Source organism: Bradyrhizobium sp. SZCCHNS1050 (assembly GCF_032484785.1).
Classification (GTDB): Bacteria; Pseudomonadota; Alphaproteobacteria; order Rhizobiales; family Xanthobacteraceae; genus Bradyrhizobium.
The window spans coordinates 974674-997985 of record NZ_JAUETR010000002.1; the positions used below are offsets into that span (position 1 = coordinate 974674).

Sequence of the window (23312 nt, forward strand, 5' to 3'; positions counted from 1 at the left end):
TCAGCCAACGGGCGCTGGCGAGGCCGCCATCAGCTCGCGGGTGTAAGGGTGAACGTCGTCTGCGCCGAAGGCATCGACGGCACGGCTGTCGACCAGCCGGCCGTGGCGCATCACGACGATGCGGTGCGCGATCTGCCTGATCAGGTTGAGATCGTGGGTGATGAAGAGATAGGCCGCCCCCGTCTCGGCGCGCAAAGCCAGCAGCAGCTCGATGATCTGGGCCTGGACCGAGACGTCGAGCGGCGCCGTGATCTCGTCGCAGATCACCAGGCGCGGCCGCGCCGCAAAAGCACGCGCGATCGCGACGCGCTGCTTCTCGCCACCCGAGAGCTGGTGCGGCCAGCGCATGGCATACGACGCCGGCAGCCGGACCTGTTCGAGCAGGCGCGGCACGGCGGCGACGTCGCCGCCATAGAGCTTCAAGGGGCGCGACAGGATCTCACCGATCCGATGGCGCGGATTGAGCGAGGAATCCGGGTGCTGGAACACGATTTGGATATCGCGCCGATAGGCACGGTTCATGTCACCGGCCCTGCGCAACGTTCGGCCGTCGAAGCTGATCGTGCCGTCGAAGCGGGCAAGCCCGGTGAGGGCGCGAGCGACGGATGACTTCCCCGAGCCGGATTCACCGACGAGGCCGACGATTTCGCCGGCACGGACGCGGACATCGACGGCCCTGGTCGCCGGTGGCGGAGCCGCACGGAACAGCCCGCCCCTGCCGTAATGGACTTCGATGCCGCGTGCGTCCAGCACCAGGGCCGCGCCCGGCTGATCGTTCACGAGCCGCCGCTCCGGACGCGGCACGGCGGCGATGAGAGCCTTGGTGTAGGCGTGCTGCGGCGTCCTGAAGATGTCAGACGCGGGCGCCTGCTCGACGATGCGGCCGTGCCGGATCACCGCGACACGATCGGCGACCCGGGTCATCATCGCGAGATCGTGCGAGATGTAGAGCGCAGCGACGCCCGTCTCCGCACGCAACCGCGCAAACAGCTCGATGATGCGGGCGCCGGTGATGACGTCGAGCGCCGTCGTAGGCTCATCGAACAGGATGACATCGGGCCGGCACCCAAAGGCCGTCGCGATGACTACCCGCTGCTTCTCGCCGCCGGAGATCTCGTGCGGATAGCGCCGCAGCACCGCCACGGGGTCGCGCAGCTCGACATGGCCGAGCAATTCGATCGCGAGGTTCCTGGCGGCCCGCGCATTCAGATCGCGATGACGCATCAGCGCCTCGGTGATCTGGCGGCCGATGGTCAATGTCGGATTGAGCGCGGTCGACGGATCCTGGAACACCATGCCGATGCGGCGGCCACGGACCGCGGTCAGTCGCTTCAGGCTGAGGGACCGCAGGTCGAGGTCACCCAGACACAGGGAGCCCGAGACCTCGCGGGCATTGGCCGGCAGATGCCGCATCAACGCCCAAGCCAGCGAGCTCTTACCGGAGCCGGATTCGCCGACGAGGCCGAGCACCTCGCCGGGCGCGATCTCGAGCGACACGTCACGCAGCACCTCCACAGCGCCCGCCGGGGTGACGTAGTCCAGCCCGTAACCAGTGATGGCGAGCGCCGGCTTCATCGATCGTCCCGCGGATTCAGCGCGTCGCGCAGGGCATCGCCGACGAGATTGAAGGCGATCGCCGACAGCGCGATCGCGGCCGAGGGCGCGATCAGGATCCATGGCGCCCGGTGCATGTATTGGCGCGCATCGGCCACCATCAGGCCCCATTCCGATGCCGGCGGCTGTGCACCCAGGCCGAGGAAGCTGAGCGTCGCGAACAGCATCACCGCAAATGACACCCGGATGGTGGCCTCGATGATGATCGGGCCCATCACGTTCGGAAGCATCTCGCGGAAAATGATCTGCGATGCCGCTTCGCCGCGCGCGATGGCGGCCTTGACGTAGTCCTGACTGCGCACAGCAAGCGCCACGGAGCGCGTGACCCGTGCCATGCCCGGCGCAAACGCAAAGGCAATCGCGATCACCGCGTTGACAGCCCCATTTCCGAGCGTGCTGACCAGCAGCAGCGCCATGAGGAGACCGGGAATGGCCATCACAGCATCGTTGGTGCGCATGATGAATTCGTCGGCCTTGCCACCGAGATAGGCCGATGCGACGCCGATCACGGCGCCCATCGCGCTGCCGGCGAGCGTCGCCGCGAGCGCCATCGGAACGGTGGCGCGCGCGCCGGACAGCAGCCGGCTCAGCACGTCGCGGCCGAACTGATCGGCGCCCAGCCAGTTCTGCCATCCCGGCGGGCGGAAACGGCCGAGAAAATCCATCTTCTCCGGCCCATAGGGCGCGAGCCACGGGCCGAGGATGCAGACGATGGCGAGGGCAACGAGCAGCATCACGCTGATCGCCCCCTGCGGCTTGCGGATCATCCTGCCGAGCAGCTCAGTCATAGCTGATCCGCCTGTCGAGCAGCGCGTAGACGACATCCGCCAGCGTGTTGGTGATCGCATAGGTGACCGCCATGATCATCGCGCCGGCCTGGATCGACGGCAGATCGCGGGTGGTGATGGCGATCATCAATGCCCGGCCGATGCCGGGAACGGCGAAAATCTCCTCGATGACGATGATGCCGCCCAGGAGATAGCCGACGTCGAGCGCGACGATGGTGATGACCGGCAGCAGCGCGTTGCGCATCACATGCCGCACCAGCACCGTCCGCTCGGGCAGGCCTTTCAGCCGCGCCGCGCGGACGTAGTCGGACTGCAGCACGTCCAGCGTCTCCGAACGCATCATGCGCATCACATGCGCGACGAGAATGACCGAGACGGTCAGGACCGGAAGGATCAGATGGCGCAGCGCCGGCCCGGCATCCTCCAGCGGCGACACGTAGCCGGTCGCCGGCAGCCATGGCAGAATGTCGGTCAGCAGCAGCGCGAGCACGGTTGCCGTGACGAACTCCGGCAGGGAGACCCCGAGATAGGCGACCACGCTGGTGGCCGTATCCGCCGGCCGCCCCTTGCGGAGCGCCGCGAAGATTCCGAGCGGGACCGCGATCAGGAGGGTGACGACGAGTGCGCCCGCTGCCAGCAGCAGCGAGCGCGACAGCGCCGTCAGCATCTCCGGCGCGACCGGCAGGCCGGTGCGCATGGAGACACCGAAATTGCCGATGGCCGCGTGCGCGACCCAATGCGTGAATTGCAGCCAGACCGGGTCGTCGAGCCCGAGCCGGCTGCGAATTGCGGCCAGCGCCTCCGGCGAAGCGTTCTCGCCAAGCAGCGTCTGCGCTGCGTCAGCCGGCAGCGCCTGTGTGATGGCGAACACCAGCACACTGACGACGACGACCGTATAGACCATCAGGAGCAGCCGCCGCAGCAGCCAGGCGAATGACACCGCTCGGATCCCCGCCTCAGCTGCGCCTGGGCGCGCCTGCGCCGAGCGAGACGAGATCGAGCCGGAACACTGATCCGCGCGGATGCAGCTGGTATCCTTCCACATAGGCGCGCTGCGCCGCCAGGATGTCGAAGAAGACCGGAATGACCGACGGCACCTCCTCGCTCATCATCGTCTGGGCCCGCGCATAGAGCGCCGCGCGATTGGCATCGTCGGTCTCGCTACGCGCCGCATTGACGATCTCGTCGAAGCGCGCATTGTTCCAGCGTGTCTCGTTCCAGGCGGCATCCGAGGTGTAGAGCAGCTTGAAGATCGCGTCGGCGGTCGATTGCATGTTGTAGAATCCGACGTAGAAATTGCCCTTCTTCCAGACCTGGTCGAGATAGGTCGCGTGCGGCATCGTCTGAACGTTGATGCGGAAGCCGGCCGGTGCCGCCATCTCACGGATCGCAACGCCGAGCTGCGTGCGCGTGTCCGGTTTGTCGGATGCCACCATCGTCAGGTCGATGCCGGAGGGATAGCCGGCATCGGCGAGCAATTGCCTGGCTTTCGCGATGTCGGGCTTCTTCAGCTTGCTGTCCTGATAGAACCGGTAGGCGGGGCTCAGCGGCGTGTCGTTGCCGGGCGTGCCGTAGCCGCCGGCCACGAAGCCGGCCATGGCCTCGCGATCGATGGTCAGCGCCAGCGCCTGGCGCACGCGAACGTCGTTGAACGGCTTCTGATCGCAGCCCATGTTGACGTTCAGAAACTGCCCCGAGGGGACCCGCACCGCCTTGACGCCGCTGGCCTTGCCGAGCCGCTCATATTCGCCGGGCGTGGTCGACAACATGAGATCGATGTCGCCCGAAATCAGAGCAGATGCTTCGGCGGTGCGGTCGGGATAGACGAGAACCTCGACGCGATCGAGCAAAGGCCGCGCCGGATCGTAATACGCCGGGTTGCGCTCGACGACGATCTTGCGGTCCGGCTCATAGGACACGAGCTTGAACGGCCCTGAACCATTCGCCTTTGTGGCGAGGCTGGCGAGATCGGCAGCAACGACTTTCGCAGGCACGATGCGCGCATTGTTGTAGGCGAGCGCGACCGGAAAATCGGCAAAGGCAACCGACAACGTGAACCGCACGGTCGACGCATCGACGGCAGCGACATCCTTGATCGGGCCGACATTGGTGCGCGCCGGTGATGCGGTCTTCGGATCGAGGATCGCCTTGAAGGTCGCGACGACATCCTCCGCCGTCAGCGGCGAGCCGTCGTGGAAGCTGAGATTGGGCCGCAGCCTGAACGTCCACTCGGTGAGCCCCGCGCCGGCCTGCCACGACAAGGCGAGGTCCGGCTCGACCGACATGTCCGGCTTCAACCGGGTCAAGTTGGAATAGAGCAGCTCGGTGATGAGGTATTCCGGATTGACACGCGCGAGCAGCGGATGAATGACCGCCGCGCCCTGGTCGACCGAGATCCGCAACACGCCGCCGCGCTTCGGCGCCTCGGCCGAGAGAGAGACTTGCGGCAGAGCACCAAGCACGAGCGCGGAGCCGGCAAGGAAATGACGACGGGTCACGGACGGCATCAGGCGAAGTCCTTTTCAGGCGTGATGGCTTCGGGACAGAGTTCGGGACGGAACTCGGCTGCGAGATAGGCGAGCACCGATTTCGCCAATGCGACGATGTCGGCGAGCGTCGTGGATTCGCCCGGCGCATGAATGCGGCTATCGGGCCTGCCGAGGCCCGTGAGCAGCACCTCCTGCACGCCCGTGGCCTGCTGCACCCAGCCGAAATCGGAGCAGCCGGCCGCCCCCCAGCGAGCGAAGTCATCCGCGGCATAGCCGAAGCCGGCCGACAGCGCCTGCTGCCAGCGCGACCAATGCGGCCCGCCGGGATCGGATGTCGGCATCAGATGGCCGGTGAGGATGATCTCGACGTCGAGGGTGCCGGCCGCCTGCCGGACGGCCGTTTCGATCTCGCGGCGTGCAGCGGCGAAGTCCTCCTCGGGCGTGTATCGGCGGCACAGGAGAATCTCGACCAGCGAGGGGATCTGTCCGCCGCATTGGCCGCCATGAATGGCTGAGATGTCGAGGCTCGCGGCGAGCGGTCCAGCCGCCTGCGGCGGTGGCGGCAACGCCGACGTCCGCTGCGCGATGACCGGCTCGAGGGCCGCGAGCGCATTGAGGATCGGCAGCGCCGCCTCGATCGCGTTGGCGCCGGCGCGGCGCTGCTCGCCGGCATGCGCTGCCTTGCCGTGAACCCGCACCGTGAGCGTGAACAGGCCGAAGCAGCCGGCCCAGATCCGCGGCATGGCGCTGCCGTTGAAATTCAGAATATGCCCTTCGAGACGGCCCTGCTCGGCAAGGTAACGCACGCCGGGATAAAGCCCTGCCTCCTCGTCCGTGCACAGCAGCAACATCGGATCATAGGCCAGCGGCAATCCGGTGTGCTGCGCGCCGCGGAGTGCGAGCAGCGCCGCCGCAATCGATCCCTTCATGTCGGCCGCGCCGAGTCCGATCAGACGGTCACCGTCGCGGCTCAGCTGCAGCGGATCGGTGACCCAGCCGGGCGCCGCCGGTACCGTGTCCACATGGAAATAGAGCCCGAGCACCGGTCTGCCGGAGCGGCGCCGTGCGATCAGATTCGTCCGCGATCCGCGCGCGCCCGGTGCGCGCCATAGGTCCTCCGGAACGATCACGCGCTCGCTATCCAGTGCCAGCGGGGCAGCGAGCTGCTCCATCACGTCGGCAAATGCATCGTAGCCGGCCCCCGGAGGAAAGCTGGTGTCGACCGCCACCATCTTCCGCAGGTCCTCGACCGCCGTCTCGGCCATGGCGTCGATCGCGGCAAAAGCGCTGGCCAGGCTGCGCGCGCCCCGGTCCGCTGGAATGCCCTCAGAAATCATTTGCCGCCAGCTCTATCCTATATTCTATACAGAAATAGAATTCACGACGCGGCGTTTGTCAATTCCATGAAAAAGGCAGCTGTGGCCAGCAAAGCGGCAGACGGGGTGGGGGCGGGTCCAGGCGCGCTGCCGGTGCCGCTCTACGAGCATGTCAAGCGCCAGATCGCCGAGGCGATCCTGATCGGCGACATGCCGCCCGGCACAGTGCTGCCCGGCGAGGTCGCGCTCGCCAATCAATATGGCGTCGCCGTCGGCACTATCCGCCGCGCGCTGGCCGATCTCACCGCGGGCGGCATGCTGATGCGCCGGCGCAAGACCGGCACGGTGGTGACGGGCCGCGCGTCGCAGCATGGGCTCAGCTTCTTCTTCCAGTACTTCCGCCTGCTCGCCGCGGACGGCAGCCTGCTGCACTCGGAGGCCGAGGTGCTGTCGGTGACGACACGCGCCGCCGAGTCACGCGAAGCCGCGCTGTTCGCGATGGCCGAGGGCGGGCCGCTGCTGCATCTTCATCGCATCCGCCGCGTCGCTGGCGCGCCGGTGCTGCATTCGCGGATCTCGATGGTCGCGAGCCGCGTGGCGGGATTTCCGGCCGAGCCGAAGAAGGTCCCTGCCCTGATCTACCGGCATCTGCTCGAGGCCTATGGCATCCGGATCGCCGCGGTGCGCGAGAAGGTGACGGCGGAGGTCGCCACCAAGGAGGACCGCAAGCTGCTCGGCCTGCCCTCTCCGAGCGCCGTGCTGGTGATCGACGAGGAGGCCTACGACCAGACCGGCGCGCTGGCGATCCTCAGCCAGCACCGCGCCACGACGGCGCAACACTACTACTCGAACGAGATCCGCTGAGCACGTATCGCTTCAGCAGCCCCAGCGCAGCGCCGCGGTGTGCACCGGCGCGTCCCACAGTCCCAGCGATGCATCATCGAGCGCGGTCACGGTGAGCGAGCAGCCGGCCATGTCGAGCGAGGTGACGTAGGAGCCGACCAGCCCGCGCGCGATGGCGAGCCCGCGCCCTTCCAAGATGCGCCGCGCCGCATTGGCCATCACGTACAACTCCATCGCTGGCGTAGCCCCGAAGCCGTTGACCAGCAGCAGGCACGGAGTCCCGGGCTTCGCTGCAAGATCGGCCAGGATCGCGCCCATCATCTCCTCGGCGATGGCGTCCGCGGACGCCAGCTTGACCCGGCGCCTGCCGGGCTCGCCATGGATGCCGACCCCCATCTCCATCTCGTCCTCGCCGAGCGTGAAGGTCGGCTTGCCCGCGGCCGGCACCGTGCATGAGGTCAGCGCCACGCCCATCGAGCGGGTGCGCCTGTTGACGTCGTCACCAAGCGCCTTCAGCGCGTCGAGATCGCGGCCCTGCTCGGCCGCAGCACCCAGCATCTTCTCCACGATCAGCGTGCCGGCAACGCCGCGGCGGCCGGTCGAATAGGTCGAGGTCTCGACCGCGACGTCGTCGTCGGTAATGACGGTCGCGACCTTGCCCTCCATCATCTCCGCGGCCATCGCGAAATTCATCACGTCGCCTTCGTAGTTCTTGACGATGAACAGCGCGCCCGCGCCGGTGTCCACGGCCTGCGCGGCCGCGAGCATCTGGTCAGGCGTCGGCGAGGTGAAAACCTGGCCCGGACAGGCGGCATCGAGCATGCCCGGCCCGACGAAGCCGGCGTGGAGCGGCTCATGGCCGGAGCCGCCGCCGGAGATCAGCGCGACCTTGCCCGGTTTGAGGCTCTTGCGGCGAACGAACTTGTTGTCCTCGCCCAGCGTGACGATGTCGCCATGCACGGCGGCAAAACCCTGCAGGCTCTCGGTCAGCACGTCGGAAACGGCGTTGATCAGCTTCTTCATGGCTTCCCTCCCGGTTCGGCGTCGTCGTTGTCTTCGTTGGCTGAGATCAGCGCGGTGATGCCGCGCGCGACGCCGGTGATGATGCGGTCGGCATGGGCGTTGAGCGCGGGGTCGCCGAAGTCCGGCAGCTCGACCACGAGGCGCCGCATCGGCCGCTGCGCCTCGACCTCGTCCAGCCGGCCCGGATGGGCGGCGCGGTAGGCGGTCAGAAACGCCTGCTGCTCATGCGGCGAGAAGTGACAGATGTGGAAGATGGTCTCGAGATGCTGCAGCGGGATCGGCGTCGCATAGGCCGGATTGACGATCTGCGAGATGAAGCTGCGATTCTTGCCGATCGCCTCCGCCAGCCGCTGCCGTGTGCCGGAGGGACGGCTGTCGATCACCGCGCGCAGGATCGCCTTGTATTCGGCGAGCGGGCTCGCGGCCTCCGATGCATCCTGGTCACTCATGCGCCCTCTTCCGCGGCCTTTTCCGTGCCCTTGGCGAGGTCAAGCTCGCGGATCGCCGCCTTCACCAGCGGCAGCAGGCCCGGCGCGACCGACAGCGCGCGCACGCCGACCCCAAGCAGCGCCGGAATGGCTCTGACATCCCCGGCGGCGTCGCCGCAGATCGAGACGTCCACGCCCCGCGCAAGACCGGCGCGCACCACATGGGCAATCATCGCCAACACCCCGGGATGCAGCACGTCGGCATAGTCGGCGACCTCGGCGCCGTCACGCGAAGCAGCAGTCGCGTATTGGGTCAGGTCATTGGTGCCGATCGAGAAGAAGTCCGCAGCGAAGTCATGCGCTGCCAACGCAGCAGCCGGCACCTCGACCATCATCCCGAAGGCCGGCGCGGCGAACGCGACGTTTCCGGCGGCCAATTCGGCGAGCACGGCGCGGAGATGGCGACGCGCGACGTCCAGCTCCGCTGCATTGGTCACCATCGGCAGCATCACCTTGAGCGGTCCGAGCGCAGCGGCGCGCGCCAACGCGCGCAATTGAACGCGGAATATCTCGGGGTAACGCAAGGACAGACGGAGGCCACGCAGGCCAAGAAACGGGTTGCTCTCGCCATCGATCGTGTAGCCCGGAATCGGCTTGTCGCCGCCGGCATCGAGCGTGCGGATCGTGACCGGCCGGCCTTCGGCCCACCGCACGAGCTCGGCATAGGCGCGATATTGCGCCTCCTCGTCGTGAAGCAGGTTGCCGGTGAGAAACTCGGTGCGTGCCAGACCGATGCCGTCGCAGGCTGCGGCCGGAAGCAGCGTCATGTCGGCCGGGCCGGAGATGTTGACGAGCACCGAGACGCGGGTGCCGTCGCGCGTCAGTGCCGGTTCGTGCTGCCGCGCAATCGCCTCCGCCTTACGGCGCGAGGCGGTCGCATCCTCCGCCCGGGCGGCAGCGATACGCTGCGCACTGGGATCGGCAATGACGACACCGCGACCGCCATCGACCAGCAAATCCCCTGTCAGCTTGTCCCAATCGTGACCGAGCCCGACCACCATCGGCACGCCCCGGCCGCGCGCCAGCATCGCGACGTGACTGGTCGGGCTGCCCTCGCCGAGCGCGATGCCGCCGCCGCTGGTCCAGTCGATGGCGAGAAAAGCCGATGGCGCCAGATCATGCGCGACGACGATCGCCCCTTTCGGCACTTCGCCGTTCTGCGGCAGGCCAAACAAGTGCCGCAGCACGCGGTCCCGGATGTCGCCGAGGTCGCTGGCGCGAGCACGAAAATACTCGTCCTCAGCGGACTCGTATCCCGCGATCTCCTCCGCCATCGTCGCGCGCCAGGCCGCATCCGCAGCGACGCCGCCCTCGATCTGGACGTAAGCCGCTTCTGTCAGCGCATCGTCTTCGAGCAGTGCGAGCTGAAAGCCGATCAGCTCGGCCGCGTCTCCCTCGAGCCCGTCGATCAGCTCGGCCACGGCCTCACGTGCATGTGCGACCGCTGTGGCGAGCGCTTCATGCTCCTCGGCGATCGCCCCTTTGCTCCGGCTGGCGCCCTCCAGCGCATGCAGGATCGCGGCGGGCCCGATGGCCAGCCCGTCCGACGCTCCGCGCCCGAAAATGCGCCGCTCCATCGTCACTCCTCGTCGAACTTGCGGTCGACCAGATCGACCAGCGCCGCGATGGCCGCCTCGGCGTCAGTTCCGTTGGCGCGCAGGAACAGCGTCTCACCCTTGGCCGCCTTGACGCGCATGACCTTCACCGGGCTCTTGGCGTCGGTCCAGGGCCCGTCGGCCGCGATCGCGACTTCGATGCTCGACGCAAAGCGCTTGGCGAGCTGGGTCAGCTTGACCGAGGGCCGCGCATGCAGCCCGACCTCGTTGGTCAGCAGCGCATGCGCCTTCGCTTCCTGCATGCCGATCTCTCCACCGTCAGCCATTGTCGTTCCTGCTCATCCGCCCATCAGCTCTTCGGCGGTCGCGCGCACCGCATCGAGCGGCGAGCCGCCGGAGGCTTCCGTCGCCGCCATCACGGCGCCTTCGACCAGCGGCGCGTTACAGATCACGATGCGCTCGCGCCGCTCCTCGGGCATCATCTCCACCGCCATCTCGCTGTTGGTCTCGGCGCCGCCGAGATCGACCAGGATCGCAACACCTGACTCCGACCATGCCTTGTCGATCGCGCCCATGATGGCGCCAACATCGGTGCCGAGCCCGCCATCGGCATTGCCGCCGACCGCCGCGAGCGGCACGCTGTCGCCGACCATCTGCCGGACCATGTCGGCCGCGCCTTCCGCCACCTTGGCGGAATGCGACACGATAACGATGCCGACATTCTTCTGCTCACTCATGTCCAGGCCTCATTGAATACGCCGCAGATCGCCTGCACCAGCAGGCTGGACGAGCGCGCGCCGGGATCCATGTGCCCGATCGAGCGCTCGCCGAGAAACGAAGCGCGGCCGCGGATCGCCAGCATCGGCACCGTCGCGTCGGCGGCCTCGGCGGCGATCGCGGGCAGCCGGGAATCGAGATCGTCGCCACCGGCCGCAAGAGCTGCCTGCACCGGGATCAAGACGTCGAGCATGGTCTTCTGCCCTGCTTCCGACTTGCCACGCGCTTTGACGTCTGCGATGGCGCGACCGAGCGCCGCCGCCGCTTCGGCGGCAGATGGCTCTGATGGCAGCGCCTTGCCAAGTCCCATCGCCAGCGTGCCATAGAGCGGACCGGACGCACCGCCGACCTTCATCACCAGCGCCATGCCGACCGCCTTCAGCGCCTCGGGAAGAGGCTTGGCGGAGATATTGTCCACATCGGCGAGCACGGCCTCGAAGCCGCGCTTCATGTTGAGGCCGTGATCGCCGTCGCCGATCGCCGAGTCGAGCGCGGTCAGCTCCTCCGCATGGGCGATGATGGCATCGGCCATCGCCACGATCAGCTTGCGCTTGAACGCCTGGTCCATTGTCTATCTCACCCGCTGGCCCGCCCGGTCGAACAGCAGCGGCCGGGTGAACTCGATAGCGACGGAGTCGCCGACTTTCAATTCCGTATCCGGCTCCACCAGGCTGACGATGGTCTGGTCCTGCAGCGTGATATGCAGATGATTCTGATCGCCGAGATGCTCGATCCATTTCACCCGTGCGTCTGCACGGCTCTCGGCGCGCCGGACCGTCATGTGCTCGGTGCGCGCGCCGATCGTCGCGACGTCGCCCGGCACCGCAAGATCCGGAAACAGCCCGCGCGGCAGCAGATTGATGCCGGGACTGCCGAGCCGGGTCGCCACATAGGTATTGGCCGGATCCTCATAGACCTCCCGCGGGCTGCCGACCTGCACCAGCCGGCCCTGCTCGATCACGCCGATGCGGTTGGCGAGCGTCATCGCCTCGATCTGGTCGTGGGTGACGTAGAGCATGGTGGCGCCGAGATCCTGCTGGATACGCTTGAGCTCGATGCGCAGCTCGGAACGCAGCTTGGCGTCGAGCGAGGATAGCGGCTCGTCTAGCAACGCGATCGCAGGTCTGCGCACCAGCGCGCGGCCGATCGCCACGCGCTGCATCTGGCCGCCGGAGAGCTGAGTAGCGCGGTTGCCGAGCTTGTCCTCGATCCGGAGCATCGCCGCGACGTCACCGACGATGCGCCTGATCTCAGCCTCCGCAATCTTGCGCACCGGCGAGCGCAGTGGGAAAGCCAGATTGTCGTACACCGACAGATGCGGATAGAGAGAATATTGCTGGAACACGAACGTGACGTCACGCGCGGCCGGCGTCGCCTTCGTCTGGTCGACGCCGCCGATGGTGATGCTGCCGCGATCCGGCATCTCGAGGCCGGCCACGAGCCGCAATGTCGTGGTCTTGCCGGCACCGGTCGGCCCGAGCAGCACGACGAGCTCGCCGTCGCGGATGGTCAGCGACAAATCCCGTACCGCCGGCTTGGAACCGAACGACTTGCTGACGGCGTTGAGCCGCGTCTCAGCCATGATGGCGCCCTCCTCTCACCGGCTGCTCATACAGCGCCGTGCGGACCGCGCGGCCCGTGGCGGCGTCGAACAGCGACAGCCGGTCGGCGCGGAAGCTGAGCCCGACCGGCTCCGCACGCTGCACCCGGACCGCCGCGGGCGCGCGCGCCTTGACGATGCCATGAGACGTCGTGACGGTGATGATCTGGGTGGTGCCGAGATATTCGGCGCCGAACACCTCGCCGCGCAGCCCGCCTTCGGCGCTGAGCGCCACCTGCTCCGGCCGCACACCGAGGACCAACTCGTCGCTCCCGGCATCCTCGCGCAGCTCGGGCACGCCGATCTCGGCGCCGTCGATCCGCACGCAGTTCGTGCCGGCGCCAAGCCTGCCCGCGAAGCGGATGAAGTTCATCGCCGGCGAGCCGATGAAGTCCGCGACGAACATGGTGGCGGGACGGTCGTAGATCTCCTGGGGCGTTCCGAGCTGCTCCACGACGCCGCGATTCATCACCGCGATCGTGTCGGCCATCGACATCGCCTCGAGCTGGTCGTGAGTCACGAACACGGTGGTGGCCTTGAGCCGGTCGTGCAGGGCGCGCAGCTCGCCGCACATGATGTGACGGAACTCCGCATCGAGCGCGCCGAGCGGCTCATCCATCAAGAACGCTTTCGGCTCGCGGACGATGGCGCGGCCGAGCGCGACGCGCTGGCGATCGCCGCTCGACAACCCGCTCACCGGACGGTCGATCAGATGGTCGATGCGCAGGATGCGCGCGGCTTCCTCGACCCGCCGCCGGATCTCCCCCTTGGGCACCCCCATCGAGACCAGGGGAAAAGCGATGTTCCGGCGCACGTTCATGTGCGGGTAGAGCGCGAACAGCTGGAACACCATGGCGATGTCGCGCTCGCGCGCGCGGCGGAAGGTGACGTCCTCGCCGCCGAGCCTGATCGCCCCCGAGGTCGGCAGCTCCAGGCCTGCAATCATGCGCAGCGTCGTGGTCTTGCCGCAGCCGGACGGACCGAGCAGGCAGAAGAACTCGCCGTCGGCGATCGTGAAGCTTGTGCCGCGCACGGCGGCAAAGCCGCCGAACTCCTTGAACAGATTCTCGATCCGGATCTCGGCCATGGCGTCAGTCCGGAAACTTGGAGACGATGGTGAACATCACGACGCCGGCGAGCGTGGTGATGAAGGAATAGGTGTAGAGCACCAGTGCGAACGGCTGCAGCAGCATCAGCACGCCGGCCGCAATGAGGATCGTTGCCAGCGTCTCCATCGGGCCGCGCCGCAGCGCCCGTGGCCAGCGCGAGTGCGCCGCATCGGCCGGCTGATCTTGTGCCATCTCGGTCATTTGCGCACCGCTCCGAAGGTGATGCCGCGCAACAGATGTTTTCTCAGCAGCACCGTGAACACGACGATCGGGATCAGGAACAGCGTGGTGCCCGCCGCGACCGCCGGCCAATCCTGGCCGCCCTCGCCGATGATGATCGGGATGAAGGGCGGCGCGGTCTGCGCCGTGCCCGAGGTCAGAAGCACCGCGAAGGCATATTCGTTCCAGGCGAAGATCAGGCAGAAGATCGCGGTGGCGACGATGCCGGTGGTGGCCTGCGGCAACACGACCTTGAAGAAGGCTTGCAGGCGGGTGTAGCCGTCGACCATCGCCGCCTCCTCGTATTCGCGCGGGATCTCGTCCATGAATCCCTTGAGCAGCCAGACCGCGAGCGAGATGTTGACGGACGTATAGAGCAGGATCATGCCGAGCCGCGTGTCGGACAGGCCGAGCTCGCGATACATCAGATAGATCGGGATCGCGACCGCGATCGGCGGCATCATCCGGGTCGACAGGATGAAGAACAGCAGATCATCCTTCAACGGCACCTTGAAGCGCGAGAACGCGTAGGCCGCCAGCGTGCCGAGCACGACCGACAGCGCCGTCGAGCCGAACGCGATCACCAGCGAATTCACGTAGCGCGGGATGTAGTTCGATGGACCCGCGACCACCATGTTGCGGCCGCGCGAGATGCGGTCGCACAGACTGGCAGCCGGTGGCAGCTTGGCCATGTACTCCGGCGCCTGCCGGGTCCGGGTCGTGAACAGGTTGCAATAGCCCTCCAGGCTCGGCTCGGCGACGAGCTTCGGCGGATAGGCGATCGCGTCCGACGGCGACTTGAAGCCGGTCATGAAGATCCACAGCAGCGGCACCAGAGTGATCAGCGCATAGGCGATCACCACGGTTGCCGCGATCCGCTTGGTCAGCGGCGACGGATCGACGACGGAATGGGCGGTTGCGAGACCGGTCATCGGCTTTTCACCCGGTTGAGCGCCTTGACGTAGATGTTGGCGAGGCCGAACACGGTGACGAACAGGATGATGGCGAAAGCCGAGGAATAGCCGGTCCGCCACTTCTCGAAGGCTTCGCGCTTCAGGGTGATCGAGGCGACCTCGGTCGTCGAGCCTGGACCGCCGCCGGTCAGGAGGTTGACCATGTCGAACATCTTGAAGTTCTCGATGCCGCGGAACAGCACCGCCAGCATGATGAACGGCAGCGCCATCGGCAAAGTGATCGACCAGAACTGCCGCCACGGCGAGGCGCGATCGACCTCGGCCGCCTCATAGATGTAGTCGGGAATCGAGCGGAGACCTGCAAGGCAGATCAGCATCACGTAAGGCGTCCACATCCAGGTGTCGACGATGACGATCGCCCAGGGCGCGAGCGGCACTTGCGCCAGCATCTGGAAAGACGATGCGGGCGCGCCCGTCGCGGCGGAGATGACGTAGTTGAAGAGCCCGATCTGCGGCTGGTAGAGGAACGTCCAGAAGTTGCCGACCACAGCCGGCGACAGCATCATCGGCAGCAGGATCAAGGTGGTCCACAGGCCGTGGCCGCGGAACTTCTTGTCGATCAGCCAGGCTAGCGTAAAGCCCAGCAGGGTCTGGATCAGGATGGTCCAGAACACGAAGCGCGCGGTCACCGTCATCGCCGCCCAGACGTCCGGATCGGTCAGGATCGACTGGTAGTTGGCGAGTCCGATATCGAGCACGGTGGCGTTCGGACGGTTCGCGCGATAATTGGTGAAGGACAGCCGGATGGTCCAGATCAACGGGAAAATGTTGATCGCGAGCAGCAGCAGCATGGTCGGCATGATGAATAGCCAGGCGATGGCGCGCTCGGACAGGCCGCGCACGCGCCCCGCCACGGCGGGCGGCGTCACCAGGGCGGCGCGGTCGACGAGGCTGCTCAGTCCGGTTTGGTCGGTCATGCGAGGGGCTGCTTCACTGGCGGCTTCGGGCTGGCGGTGAGACTGGCTGGTCCGCCCGGCAAGCCGAAGCTCGCCGGAGGGATTGTCGTGGCGGATCTCGCTTGCGCGAGAGGTGCCGCCTCCATCACAGCTTGCCGTCCTCCTTGAACACCTTGGTCCAGTCGGCGATCAGCCCGTCGAGCGCGCCTTTCGCCGTACCCTGGTCGGCGACGACATAGTCGTGGACGCGCTTCTGCATCGCGAGCAGAAGCTGGGCGTAGGACGGCTCGGCCCAGAAGTCGACCACCTGGTCCATCGCCACCAGGAAGTCGGCGGCGAACGGCGCGGTGTTCTTGAAGTTGGGATCGTTGAGCACGCCCTTGTGGCAGCTGTAGCCGCCGAGCGCCCACCACTTCTTCTGGGTGTCGAGCGCGGCGAACCACTTGATATATTCCAGCGCTTCGGCGCGGTTAGGCGAATATGCCACCACCGAGATGCCCTGCCCGCCGAGCTGCGAGCCCTTCTCCTTCTGCGCGGGGTTGACGAAGAAGCCGATCTTGTCGCCGCCGACATTGGGATCCTTGTAAAGGCCCGGGAAGAAGGCGAACCAGTTCATCTGCAGCGCGACCTGGCCGGACTTGAAGGCATCGAGTCCTTCCTGCATGTAGCCGTTGGAATAGCCGGGCGGCGTGCAGCATTTGTACAGCGCCTTGTAGAACTCGAGGCCCTTCACCGCATCGTCCGAGTTGACGAAGCCCTGCATGTCATACGGCTTCTTCGGGTTCTGATACTTGAAGCCGAACGGATAGAGCGCGTTGGTGACGCCCATGGTGATGCCTTCCGAGCCACGCTCGGTGAAGATGGCCGCGCCATAAACGGTCTTGCCGTCGATCACCCGCTTCTGGAAGAACTCGGCAATGTCCTTCAGCTCTTCCTGCGTCTTCGGCACCTCGAGCTCGCGGCCGAATTTCTTCTTGAATTCCTCGCGAATCTCCGGCCGCGCGAACCAGTCCTTGCGATAGGTCCAGCCGTTGGCGTCGCCCATCGCCGGAAGCGCCCAGTAGTTCGGCGAGCCCTTCGGCCATTCGGCGTAGCCGGCGACGGTGGCCGGCATGAAATCGGAGATCTTGATGCCTTCCTTGTCGAAGAACTCGTTGAGCTTGACGTATTGGCCATTCTCGGCCGCGCCGCCGATCCATTGGGAATCGCCGATCATCAGGTCGCACAGCTTGCCCTTGGAATTGAGCTCGTTGAGCATGCGGTCGGCGAAGTTCGGCCACGGCACGAACTCGAACTTCATGTTGACGCCGGTCTTGGCGGTGAAGTCCTTGGACAGCTCGACCAGCGCATTGGCCGGATCCCAGGCGGCCCAGCACAACGTAATCGTCTTTCCTTCGGCGCGTGCCGGCGCGGACGCGCCGAGCACGGTCGCGGCGGCGACCGTCGCCGCCAGTGCAAATGTCTGCAGCAACTTCATCTGGCACTCCCTCCCTGTTGGCGCCGTCCCCGCTTCGCGTGGGTGACGGCGATGCATGGCCCGCGGCGAGCGACGCCGTCACAACGACAGCGCGAGCCGCAAGCGTTTCCCCTGGCCCTCGGATCATCCGTCCGAGTTAAGTATTTTGTTTAGTAGATTGCGAACGACTAAACATGTCAAGCGCGTTTTCGCGACGTTTGCAGCGCATCATGTTTAGCGACTGCGGTAAGCTGCTCGTCGTCCGGAGGTTTGCCGGGAATGGCGATGGCGCGGCTCTCCGGCGCCGCCGCCAGGACGCAGGCGCGGCCCAACTCCAGGCTGCATCCGCGTGATCAGCCCTTCGCCAACGTCACGCCGCAACTGACCCGGCCGTCAGCGATGAAGAAGCGTCCGGCAAGGCGAGCAACGGCGGCCGGCCAGTCCTCTCTCATGACACGCACCTCGAACGTGCCCGCCGCCCATGCGATCGCGAGCTCGACATCCTGGAAATCCAGGAAGCCGCGCGTGAGCGGATACTGGCATTTGTAGTAGGCTTCCTTGGCGCTGAAGATCACGATCGGCAGCATCGGCTGCACCGCGTCGGGCTGGCCACGAAGCCATTGCCGCTCGGCCGGCGTGAGCACAAGATCGCGCATCGACGGATCGAGCTCGCGCAGGTCCTCGACATCCAGTCCAAGCGACGGGACATCCCTGCTTCGGGCCACGGCCACGGCGCAATGATCGGCACAATGGGAGATGCTTCCCGCATAGCCCGGCGGCCACACCGGCGCGCGATCCGGCGTCGGGACGAGCGCGACCGGCGAAGCTCCCAGCGACGCCAGCGCCCTGCGCGCCAGGATCCGCGCGGTCGCGAACTCGGCGCGCCGCTTGGCGACCGCGGCCTGGATATGCGCGCGCTCTTCGGGAAACAGCTCATCCTCCGCCAGCGAGAGGCTGGACGCCGCCACCACGACCGGACCGTCAAACAGATTTGCAAGCACTCACATCACCAACTCTGCGCGCGCGTCTCTTTGCGGACCGGCCTCGACCGGCCGCCACCGTATACGACACGGCGACATCGAAGCGAATTCCAACGATTCAACATGTCTCGCGATCTCGCGGCGCCACGCCCCCGAGCTTTGCATGGCGAGCGCACGCTGCCGCTCGGCGAGCTGCACCACCGACCACTGCGGATCGGCATCGACCAGCACTTGCGCCCGGCGAGGTGCCAATGCACCCGGCTCCCCCCGGGAGCCCATGGTTGGATCAGGATCAGAACATACTGCGATGCAAGTCGATTCTGCCATAACTCGCCGGCTTGTCCAACGCGCCCCTGCCGCTGTCCCCCGGTCCATGCTTTTCGGGCCCGCTGACATGCGCGTCACCGGCCAGCTTTTGCTTGACGGCAGCGGGCTGCAACGGGACTTATCCAGTCCCTCTGTCTGCCGAAGAAGTGCATTCCCATGGCCGCCGATCCGCTCTCGATCCTCAAGACCGTGTTCGGCTACGACAGTTTCCGCGGCCGGCAGCGTGACATCGTCGAGCACGTGATCGCCGGCCACAATGCCTTCGTGCTGATGCCGACCGGCGGCGGCAAGTCGCTGTGCTACCAGATCCCGGCGCTGGCGCGTCCCGGCCTCGGGCTGATCATCTCGCCACTGATCGCGCTGATGGAGGACCAGGTCGCGGCGCTGCGGCAGGCCGGCGTGAAGGCCGCGGCGCTGAACTCGCGGCTCTGGGGCGCCGAGAAGGACCTGCTGTGGCAGGACATCGAACGCGGCGAGCTCGATCTCCTCTACATGGCACCCGAGACGCTGCTCAAGGCGGAGAACCTCGAGCGGCTCAAGACCGCACGGTTGTCGCTGATCGCGATCGACGAGGCGCATTGCGTCTCGCAATGGGGCCATGATTTCCGTCCCGAATACCGCGCCCTCGACTGCCTCGCCGGGCTGTTCCCGACCATCCCGCGCATCGCACTCACCGCCACGGCCGATGCGCCGACGCGGGCCGAGATCGTCGAGCATCTTTCGATCGGCGACGGCAACAGCTTCATCGCCGGCTTCGACCGGCCGAACATCCGCTATGGCGCAGCGGAGAAAACCAGCACGATGCAGCAGATGCTGGCCTTCCTGAAATCGCGCGAGGGCGAGAGCGGCATCGTCTATTGCCTGTCCAAACGCAAGACCGAGGAAGTCGCCGCCTCGCTCAGCGATCATGGCTTCCCGGCGCTGCCCTATCATGCCGGCATGGAGATGAAGGCGCGGGAGAAGAACCAGCGCCGCTTCCAGCTCGAGCAGGGCCTGATCATGGTCGCCACGATCGCCTTCGGCATGGGCATCGACAAGCCCGACGTGCGGTTCGTTGTTCATGCCGATCTGCCCTCCAGCATCGAGGCCTACTACCAGGAGACCGGCCGCGCCGGGCGCGACGGCCTGCCCTCCGAGACTCTGATGCTGTACGGGGCGGAGGACATCGCGCTGCGCCGCCGCTTCATCGATGAGTCCGACGCGCCCGATGCGCGCAAGCGCACCGAGCGCCGCAAGCTCGATGCGCTGCTCGGCTTCGCCGAGACCTGCCAGTGCCGCCGCCAGGTGCTGCTGCGCTATTTCGGCGACGATTGCGCGCCGTGCGGCAATTGCGACATCTGTCTTGACCCGCCGGAGACCTTCGACGGCACCATCGCCGCGCAGAAGCTGCTGTCCTGCATCCACCGCACCGGCGAGCGCTTCGGCCAGGCCCACGTCGTCGCGGTGTTGCTCGGCGAGACCGACGAGCGCATCGAACGGCTCGGCCACGACAAGCTCTCGACCTTCGGCATCGGCAAGGAGCACGACCGCAACGCCTGGCGCTCGATCGTCCGCCAGCTCGTCGCGCATGGTCTGATCAGCGTCGACGTCGCCGGCCATGGCGGCCTGTCGATCTCGCCCGAGGGTCGCCAGTTCCTGCGCGACAAGCCGCAGCTCAGCCTGCGCGTGCTGAAGAAGTCGCGGCGCGACCGCAAATCCCGGGAGCGGCAGACCACGGCGGCATTTCCCGACCTCGACCGCGACCTATTCGAGAAGCTGCGCGTACGCCGGATGGAGCTCGCCAAGGCGCAGAACGTCCCGCCCTATGTCATCTTCCACGACAAGACGCTGGCCGAAATGGCGGCCCGCCATCCGCGCTCCGTCGCGGAGCTTGCGAGCATCCCCGGTGCCGGCACGGTCAAGCTCGCGCGCTACGGCGAGGCCTTCGTGGCGGTGATCAATGCGCATGATGCGGGCGCCTGAGCCGGCCATCGTCCAGCAGCACCGCGGCTCCTTCGCTCGACGATCAGACGGCACACATGGCTCACACATGGCCTCGCGATCCCGCCGCTGATGACGCCCGGGTTATGCAACTGAAGTCCCCTTCTCCTCGAAGAAGAGGCGCAGGGAAGACCGGGTATCAGCTGATACCCGCGGTCCGCGTACAGCAAAAAGCACGCGGCAGAACCACAGGTTCAGCCCAATATCCGGCCTTCCCTGCGCGACGGTTTGACGACTTATAGGCGCTCTCCCCGGGGATCGGCTGTCTTGCCCCCGTCGCCGGCGGATCATCATCACCGCCGGTTTGGCATCAGCACCGCGATGCCAGGACCACACCACTTCGCCGTCGCATCGCTCCGTTCGTCGGCGCGGGCTTTGACACCCGGCTGCGGAGCAACGCGCCCGTCGCCTCCCCGGCTCGACGCTCGTGACGATCGCGAAACGTCCCTCTTCAGCGAGCCGGGATAACAGGAAATGTGGATGTGATTTGCCCGACGGTGCAAGTGATGAGTTTGCGACAAACTGGCACGACGGGCAGTTGGCGCATACGCGCCATGCAGAGATTGCCCGTCGTGCAGCTCGGGATGGCGCGAGTTCGTCGGGTCACAGCAGCCGGTCCCATCGACGCCTTCAAACGTCTTCAGTGATTGGAATGCACCGTCACAGTGATGAGCTTGGCTCCGGCACCGAGCTGCCGGGTCGGCAAAGCACGAGCCATTCTACTTCTCCGCGTGCCCGGCGGCACTGGTCCGACCGCATGGAAGTTCGGGCGGGGCCGGAAGATCGATGCTGCCAATCAGGTCCGAGCGCAACGTTTCAGCGGCGGCCGTCGCCGCCATGGTCTGTCGCAAGGTGCTGACGTTCGATCCGAGCGAAACGATGCCGCCGAGCACCGCGGCAATCGTCCCGAGGACGACGACCGCATTGGACCCCAGCAGGCCCAGCACCGCCCCGAGCAGCAACGCGGCGCAGCCGGATATCACGATCTTCCAGGCCATGATGATCTTTCGACACCGCTCGGCCGCGTCGGCCAGCTGTTCGATCCGCGCCTCGATGAGGGAGATTGATCGCTCGGGTCGTCCTCATCCATCAGACCAACTGTTCTCCACGGTGTTGCTTTGGGCTAATTCCGTCCCCGCCCACCAACGTACGGCCATTGGTTGGACAATCCAAGAGATGGTTTGCGGCCGTGAGGCATCGACCTTGATGAAGCTCGCGATCATCTGAGATATTACAGGCCTTGGATCACACCAACGCATGGCATCTGGCTTTGTTACGGCGCGACCAAGCCGAGGAGCCTCTCGAAACTAGGCCGGCACGGGAACCCCGGCTTTCTTCTCCAGCGCGGCCACCCGGTCGCGAAGGCTGCGGATCTCCGCGACCAGGTCAAGGACGTCCGGCGCGGGTTGATGCCCCATCATCCCGACATGGCTCGTTGTCACACGAATGGTCGACGAGCTGATCTCCATGCTGGTGCGGGAGCTCGCAACTGATAGACCCGGTTGCAATGCGGGCGGTGCGGGGACTGCGATCGTAACGCCACCCGCGACAATTCCGTCTGGAGCGGTAACGGTTTTCTCGAACCGCGCGGCGCCTTTAACGGTCACGTCTTCGAGTTTCGCCGCACCGTGAATCGAAACGCCCCCGGCGTAATGCTTGCCATCGTTGAGAACAAGTTCGTCAGCCTGGGAGTGAGAGAGCGCCGCGCGCGCCGCCGGAGGCACTTTCGGGCTCTGGAGCTGCACGGTCTCGACGTTGCATGCCATTATCGCTCGCCCCAACCAAGCCGGGGCTAGCAAGAGACGTCCCGCGTGGGCCGCCGCGCCGTCAAACTCGATTCTGAGCATGCCGGGATAGCCCTGCGCGTCGACGGGAACCCTGACATTGCCGCTCTGCAGCACAGTCGTTGATCCTTCCAGGATGACCGACGTGTCGGTGAGTTTGATGTCGCTCGTCATGTTCGCCGCCTCCCGCTGAAGATGTAACTTAAAATATCGTCAACTCGGCCGCCGCAGTTTGATTCACGTCAACGCTCCATCGGCTGGCGCCTGCGACCGTTAACTACGAAGTAGGATGTTCTGGCGCGCGCCAGGCCGCGCTCAGAACATGGGAACTGGCGGGGTCTTGAAATGCCCAATGATCTGCACACCGTCCTGAGCGGCATTCACGGATTGAAGGTCGACGCAGTCGAGAGGTCGGTTCCGGCCTGCGCGGACCATGCCTTCGCCTGGGCAGGCAAGCTGCTCCCCACGCCCCACGTTCGAGCCCGCGCCGATTTCAGCTCGGCTCATCAGCGGGCTTGGCTCGAGGCCATGAGCAATCTAAGTGCATGGAAGACGCGGCAGATCGATCTGAACCTGCCGGCATCGGGGAAGCTGCTGATTGTCGGATGGTACTTCCCGGATCTCGCGAGCCTGCTCGGCACTGCGGAAAAAAAGCATGTGGTCGTTCTGGTATCGAATGATGCTCCCTGGCTCTCCGAGTTGAAGGACGCAGGCACCACACTGAACTTCCGGGCCGAAGGCGGTGCGGCGGCGCTCGCCGCGTACATGCGCGAAGGCCGCAACGTGTTCGCGATGATGGACAATATTCATCCGGGCACCGAGTTCATCCGCAGCCCATTCTTCGGGCGCCCCGCCAAGACTCCGGCCGCCATTTTGAGGCTTGCGATCCGCAACGGCTACACGCTGGCGCTGATAGCGCCCAGGGACAGCCGCGTGGAAGTGGTGGCGACACTGCCCACCGCCGGCAAGCAGCCGGAGGATCTCGCTGCCTGGGTGAACCAGAAGATCGAGCAGGAAGTCAGACGGGCGCCGGAACGCTGGCTGTCGTGGCCGACGCTCGCCTATCGCTTCCAGGCAAGCTGATTCACCAGTC

At 66.3% G+C, this 23312-nt stretch carries 22 protein-coding genes and 1 pseudogene; 3 read left to right on the forward strand and 20 right to left on the reverse strand.

Annotated elements, in window-relative coordinates; genetic code table 11:
• The 5 genes from nikE to QX094_RS28985 are packed head-to-tail and all read right to left on the reverse strand — an operon-like array spanning position 1 to position 6228.
• A complete protein-coding gene (gene nikE, locus QX094_RS28965) occupies positions 1-1575 on the reverse strand; it encodes an ABC transporter ATP-binding protein (protein ID WP_316184818.1) in 1575 nt (524 codons plus the stop codon).
• On the reverse strand, positions 1572-2402 hold the full coding sequence (locus QX094_RS28970; protein WP_315712549.1) for an ABC transporter permease: 831 nt from the start codon (positions 2400-2402) through the stop codon (positions 1572-1574). The genes nikE and QX094_RS28970 overlap by 4 nt, the downstream gene beginning before the upstream one ends.
• Positions 2395-3342 (reverse strand): ABC transporter permease, encoded by a 948-nt coding sequence (locus tag QX094_RS28975; protein WP_316184816.1) that lies wholly within the window; start codon positions 3340-3342, stop codon positions 2395-2397. The genes QX094_RS28970 and QX094_RS28975 overlap by 8 nt, the downstream gene beginning before the upstream one ends.
• Positions 3343-3358: 16 nt before the next feature.
• Positions 3359-4909, reverse strand: a complete 1551-nt coding sequence (locus tag QX094_RS28980; protein ID WP_316184814.1) for an ABC transporter substrate-binding protein — start codon at positions 4907-4909, stop codon at positions 3359-3361.
• Complete coding sequence (locus QX094_RS28985) at positions 4909-6228, reverse strand: M20 family metallopeptidase (RefSeq protein WP_316184813.1); 1320 nt, start codon at positions 6226-6228, stop codon at positions 4909-4911. The genes QX094_RS28980 and QX094_RS28985 overlap by 1 nt, the downstream gene beginning before the upstream one ends.
• A 66-nt stretch (positions 6229-6294) precedes the next feature.
• Here QX094_RS28985 and QX094_RS28990 point away from each other — a divergent pair, with 66 nt between their 5' ends.
• Positions 6295-7071, forward strand: coding sequence for a GntR family transcriptional regulator (locus tag QX094_RS28990; RefSeq protein WP_316164648.1), 777 nt, complete (start codon positions 6295-6297; stop codon positions 7069-7071).
• Between the two features lie 12 nt (positions 7072-7083).
• Here the strand turns inward: QX094_RS28990 and dhaK are convergent, their stop codons facing one another.
• The 13 genes from dhaK to QX094_RS29055 form a co-directional block, all read right to left on the reverse strand.
• Positions 7084-8073: a dihydroxyacetone kinase subunit DhaK gene (gene dhaK, locus QX094_RS28995; RefSeq protein WP_315749856.1), complete on the reverse strand. Its 990-nt coding sequence runs from the start codon at positions 8071-8073 to the stop codon at positions 7084-7086.
• On the reverse strand, positions 8070-8522 hold the full coding sequence (locus QX094_RS29000; RefSeq protein ID WP_316184810.1) for a hypothetical protein: 453 nt from the start codon (positions 8520-8522) through the stop codon (positions 8070-8072). Before QX094_RS29000 ends, dhaK begins: the two co-directional genes overlap by 4 nt.
• Complete coding sequence (gene ptsP, locus QX094_RS29005) at positions 8519-10138, reverse strand: phosphoenolpyruvate--protein phosphotransferase (RefSeq protein WP_316184808.1); 1620 nt, start codon at positions 10136-10138, stop codon at positions 8519-8521. Before ptsP ends, QX094_RS29000 begins: the two co-directional genes overlap by 4 nt.
• A gap of 2 nt (positions 10139-10140) precedes the next feature.
• Positions 10141-10443, reverse strand: coding sequence for an HPr family phosphocarrier protein (locus QX094_RS29010; RefSeq protein ID WP_316184806.1), 303 nt, complete (start codon positions 10441-10443; stop codon positions 10141-10143).
• A 12-nt stretch (positions 10444-10455) separates the two neighbouring features.
• A complete protein-coding gene (dhaM, locus tag QX094_RS29015; RefSeq protein WP_284416623.1) occupies positions 10456-10854 on the reverse strand; it encodes a dihydroxyacetone kinase phosphoryl donor subunit DhaM in 399 nt (132 codons plus the stop codon).
• The gene (gene dhaL / locus QX094_RS29020; RefSeq protein WP_316184804.1) at positions 10851-11462 is read right to left on the reverse strand and encodes a dihydroxyacetone kinase subunit DhaL; all 612 of its coding nucleotides are present in this window, start codon (positions 11460-11462) and stop codon (positions 10851-10853) included. Before dhaL ends, dhaM begins: the two co-directional genes overlap by 4 nt.
• Positions 11463-11465: 3 nt before the next feature.
• Complete coding sequence (locus QX094_RS29025; protein ID WP_315749851.1) at positions 11466-12476, reverse strand: ABC transporter ATP-binding protein; 1011 nt, start codon at positions 12474-12476, stop codon at positions 11466-11468.
• The gene (locus QX094_RS29030; protein ID WP_315712564.1) at positions 12469-13581 is read right to left on the reverse strand and encodes an ABC transporter ATP-binding protein; all 1113 of its coding nucleotides are present in this window, start codon (positions 13579-13581) and stop codon (positions 12469-12471) included. The genes QX094_RS29025 and QX094_RS29030 overlap by 8 nt, the downstream gene beginning before the upstream one ends.
• A gap of 4 nt (positions 13582-13585) precedes the next feature.
• Entirely contained in the window at positions 13586-13804 is a 219-nt protein-coding gene (locus tag QX094_RS29035) for a hypothetical protein (RefSeq protein WP_315749850.1), read from the reverse strand.
• Entirely contained in the window at positions 13801-14754 is a 954-nt protein-coding gene (locus QX094_RS29040) for a carbohydrate ABC transporter permease (RefSeq protein WP_315712568.1), read from the reverse strand. Before QX094_RS29040 ends, QX094_RS29035 begins: the two co-directional genes overlap by 4 nt.
• Positions 14751-15713 carry a sugar ABC transporter permease gene (locus QX094_RS29045; protein ID WP_315712570.1) on the reverse strand — a complete coding sequence of 321 codons (963 nt, stop codon included), beginning with the start codon at positions 15711-15713 and terminating at the stop codon, positions 14751-14753. The genes QX094_RS29040 and QX094_RS29045 overlap by 4 nt, the downstream gene beginning before the upstream one ends.
• Positions 15714-15837: 124 nt before the next feature.
• Positions 15838-17169: an ABC transporter substrate-binding protein gene (locus QX094_RS29050; protein ID WP_315749849.1), complete on the reverse strand. Its 1332-nt coding sequence runs from the start codon at positions 17167-17169 to the stop codon at positions 15838-15840.
• A gap of 332 nt (positions 17170-17501) precedes the next feature.
• Positions 17502-18149, reverse strand: coding sequence for a 4'-phosphopantetheinyl transferase (locus tag QX094_RS29055; protein ID WP_316184799.1), 648 nt, complete (start codon positions 18147-18149; stop codon positions 17502-17504).
• 462 nt (positions 18150-18611) lie between these two features.
• Between QX094_RS29055 and recQ the strand changes: the two genes are divergently transcribed.
• A complete protein-coding gene (recQ, locus tag QX094_RS29060) occupies positions 18612-20417 on the forward strand; it encodes a DNA helicase RecQ (RefSeq protein ID WP_316184797.1) in 1806 nt (601 codons plus the stop codon).
• Between the two features lie 737 nt (positions 20418-21154).
• Here the strand turns inward: recQ and QX094_RS29065 are convergent.
• Positions 21155-21525, reverse strand: a pseudogene (locus QX094_RS29065) (hypothetical protein).
• A gap of 217 nt (positions 21526-21742) precedes the next feature.
• Positions 21743-22393 (reverse strand): hypothetical protein, encoded by a 651-nt coding sequence (locus QX094_RS29070; protein ID WP_315749844.1) that lies wholly within the window; start codon positions 22391-22393, stop codon positions 21743-21745.
• 171 nt (positions 22394-22564) lie between these two features.
• Here QX094_RS29070 and QX094_RS29075 point away from each other — a divergent pair, with 171 nt between their 5' ends.
• A complete protein-coding gene (locus QX094_RS29075) occupies positions 22565-23302 on the forward strand; it encodes a hypothetical protein (RefSeq protein WP_316173900.1) in 738 nt (245 codons plus the stop codon).
• The last annotated feature ends 10 nt before the right edge of the window (positions 23303-23312 follow it).

Bases quoted from the DNA above. Each gene is read 5' to 3' on its own strand.
- nikE (WP_316184818.1), bottom strand. From the start codon at position 1,575: ATGAAGCCGGCGCTCGCCATCACTGGTTACGGGCTGGACTACGTCACC.
- QX094_RS28970 (WP_315712549.1), bottom strand. From the start codon at position 2,402: ATGACTGAGCTGCTCGGCAGGATGATCCGCAAGCCGCAGGGGGCGATC.
- QX094_RS28980 (WP_316184814.1), bottom strand. From the start codon at position 4,909: ATGCCGTCCGTGACCCGTCGTCATTTCCTTGCCGGCTCCGCGCTCGTG.
- QX094_RS28985 (WP_316184813.1), bottom strand. From the start codon at position 6,228: ATGATTTCTGAGGGCATTCCAGCGGACCGGGGCGCGCGCAGCCTGGCC.
- QX094_RS28990 (WP_316164648.1), top strand. From the start codon at position 6,295: ATGAAAAAGGCAGCTGTGGCCAGCAAAGCGGCAGACGGGGTGGGGGCG.
- dhaK (WP_315749856.1), bottom strand. From the start codon at position 8,073: ATGAAGAAGCTGATCAACGCCGTTTCCGACGTGCTGACCGAGAGCCTG.
- QX094_RS29000 (WP_316184810.1), bottom strand. From the start codon at position 8,522: ATGAGTGACCAGGATGCATCGGAGGCCGCGAGCCCGCTCGCCGAATAC.
- ptsP (WP_316184808.1), bottom strand. From the start codon at position 10,138: ATGGAGCGGCGCATTTTCGGGCGCGGAGCGTCGGACGGGCTGGCCATC.
- QX094_RS29010 (WP_316184806.1), bottom strand. From the start codon at position 10,443: ATGGCTGACGGTGGAGAGATCGGCATGCAGGAAGCGAAGGCGCATGCG.
- dhaM (WP_284416623.1), bottom strand. From the start codon at position 10,854: ATGAGTGAGCAGAAGAATGTCGGCATCGTTATCGTGTCGCATTCCGCC.
- dhaL (WP_316184804.1), bottom strand. From the start codon at position 11,462: ATGGACCAGGCGTTCAAGCGCAAGCTGATCGTGGCGATGGCCGATGCC.
- QX094_RS29025 (WP_315749851.1), bottom strand. From the start codon at position 12,476: ATGGCTGAGACGCGGCTCAACGCCGTCAGCAAGTCGTTCGGTTCCAAG.
- QX094_RS29030 (WP_315712564.1), bottom strand. From the start codon at position 13,581: ATGGCCGAGATCCGGATCGAGAATCTGTTCAAGGAGTTCGGCGGCTTT.
- QX094_RS29035 (WP_315749850.1), bottom strand. From the start codon at position 13,804: ATGACCGAGATGGCACAAGATCAGCCGGCCGATGCGGCGCACTCGCGC.
- QX094_RS29040 (WP_315712568.1), bottom strand. From the start codon at position 14,754: ATGACCGGTCTCGCAACCGCCCATTCCGTCGTCGATCCGTCGCCGCTG.
- QX094_RS29045 (WP_315712570.1), bottom strand. From the start codon at position 15,713: ATGACCGACCAAACCGGACTGAGCAGCCTCGTCGACCGCGCCGCCCTG.
- QX094_RS29050 (WP_315749849.1), bottom strand. From the start codon at position 17,169: ATGAAGTTGCTGCAGACATTTGCACTGGCGGCGACGGTCGCCGCCGCG.
- recQ (WP_316184797.1), top strand. From the start codon at position 18,612: ATGGCCGCCGATCCGCTCTCGATCCTCAAGACCGTGTTCGGCTACGAC.
- QX094_RS29070 (WP_315749844.1), bottom strand. From the start codon at position 22,393: ATGACGAGCGACATCAAACTCACCGACACGTCGGTCATCCTGGAAGGA.
- QX094_RS29075 (WP_316173900.1), top strand. From the start codon at position 22,565: ATGCCCAATGATCTGCACACCGTCCTGAGCGGCATTCACGGATTGAAG.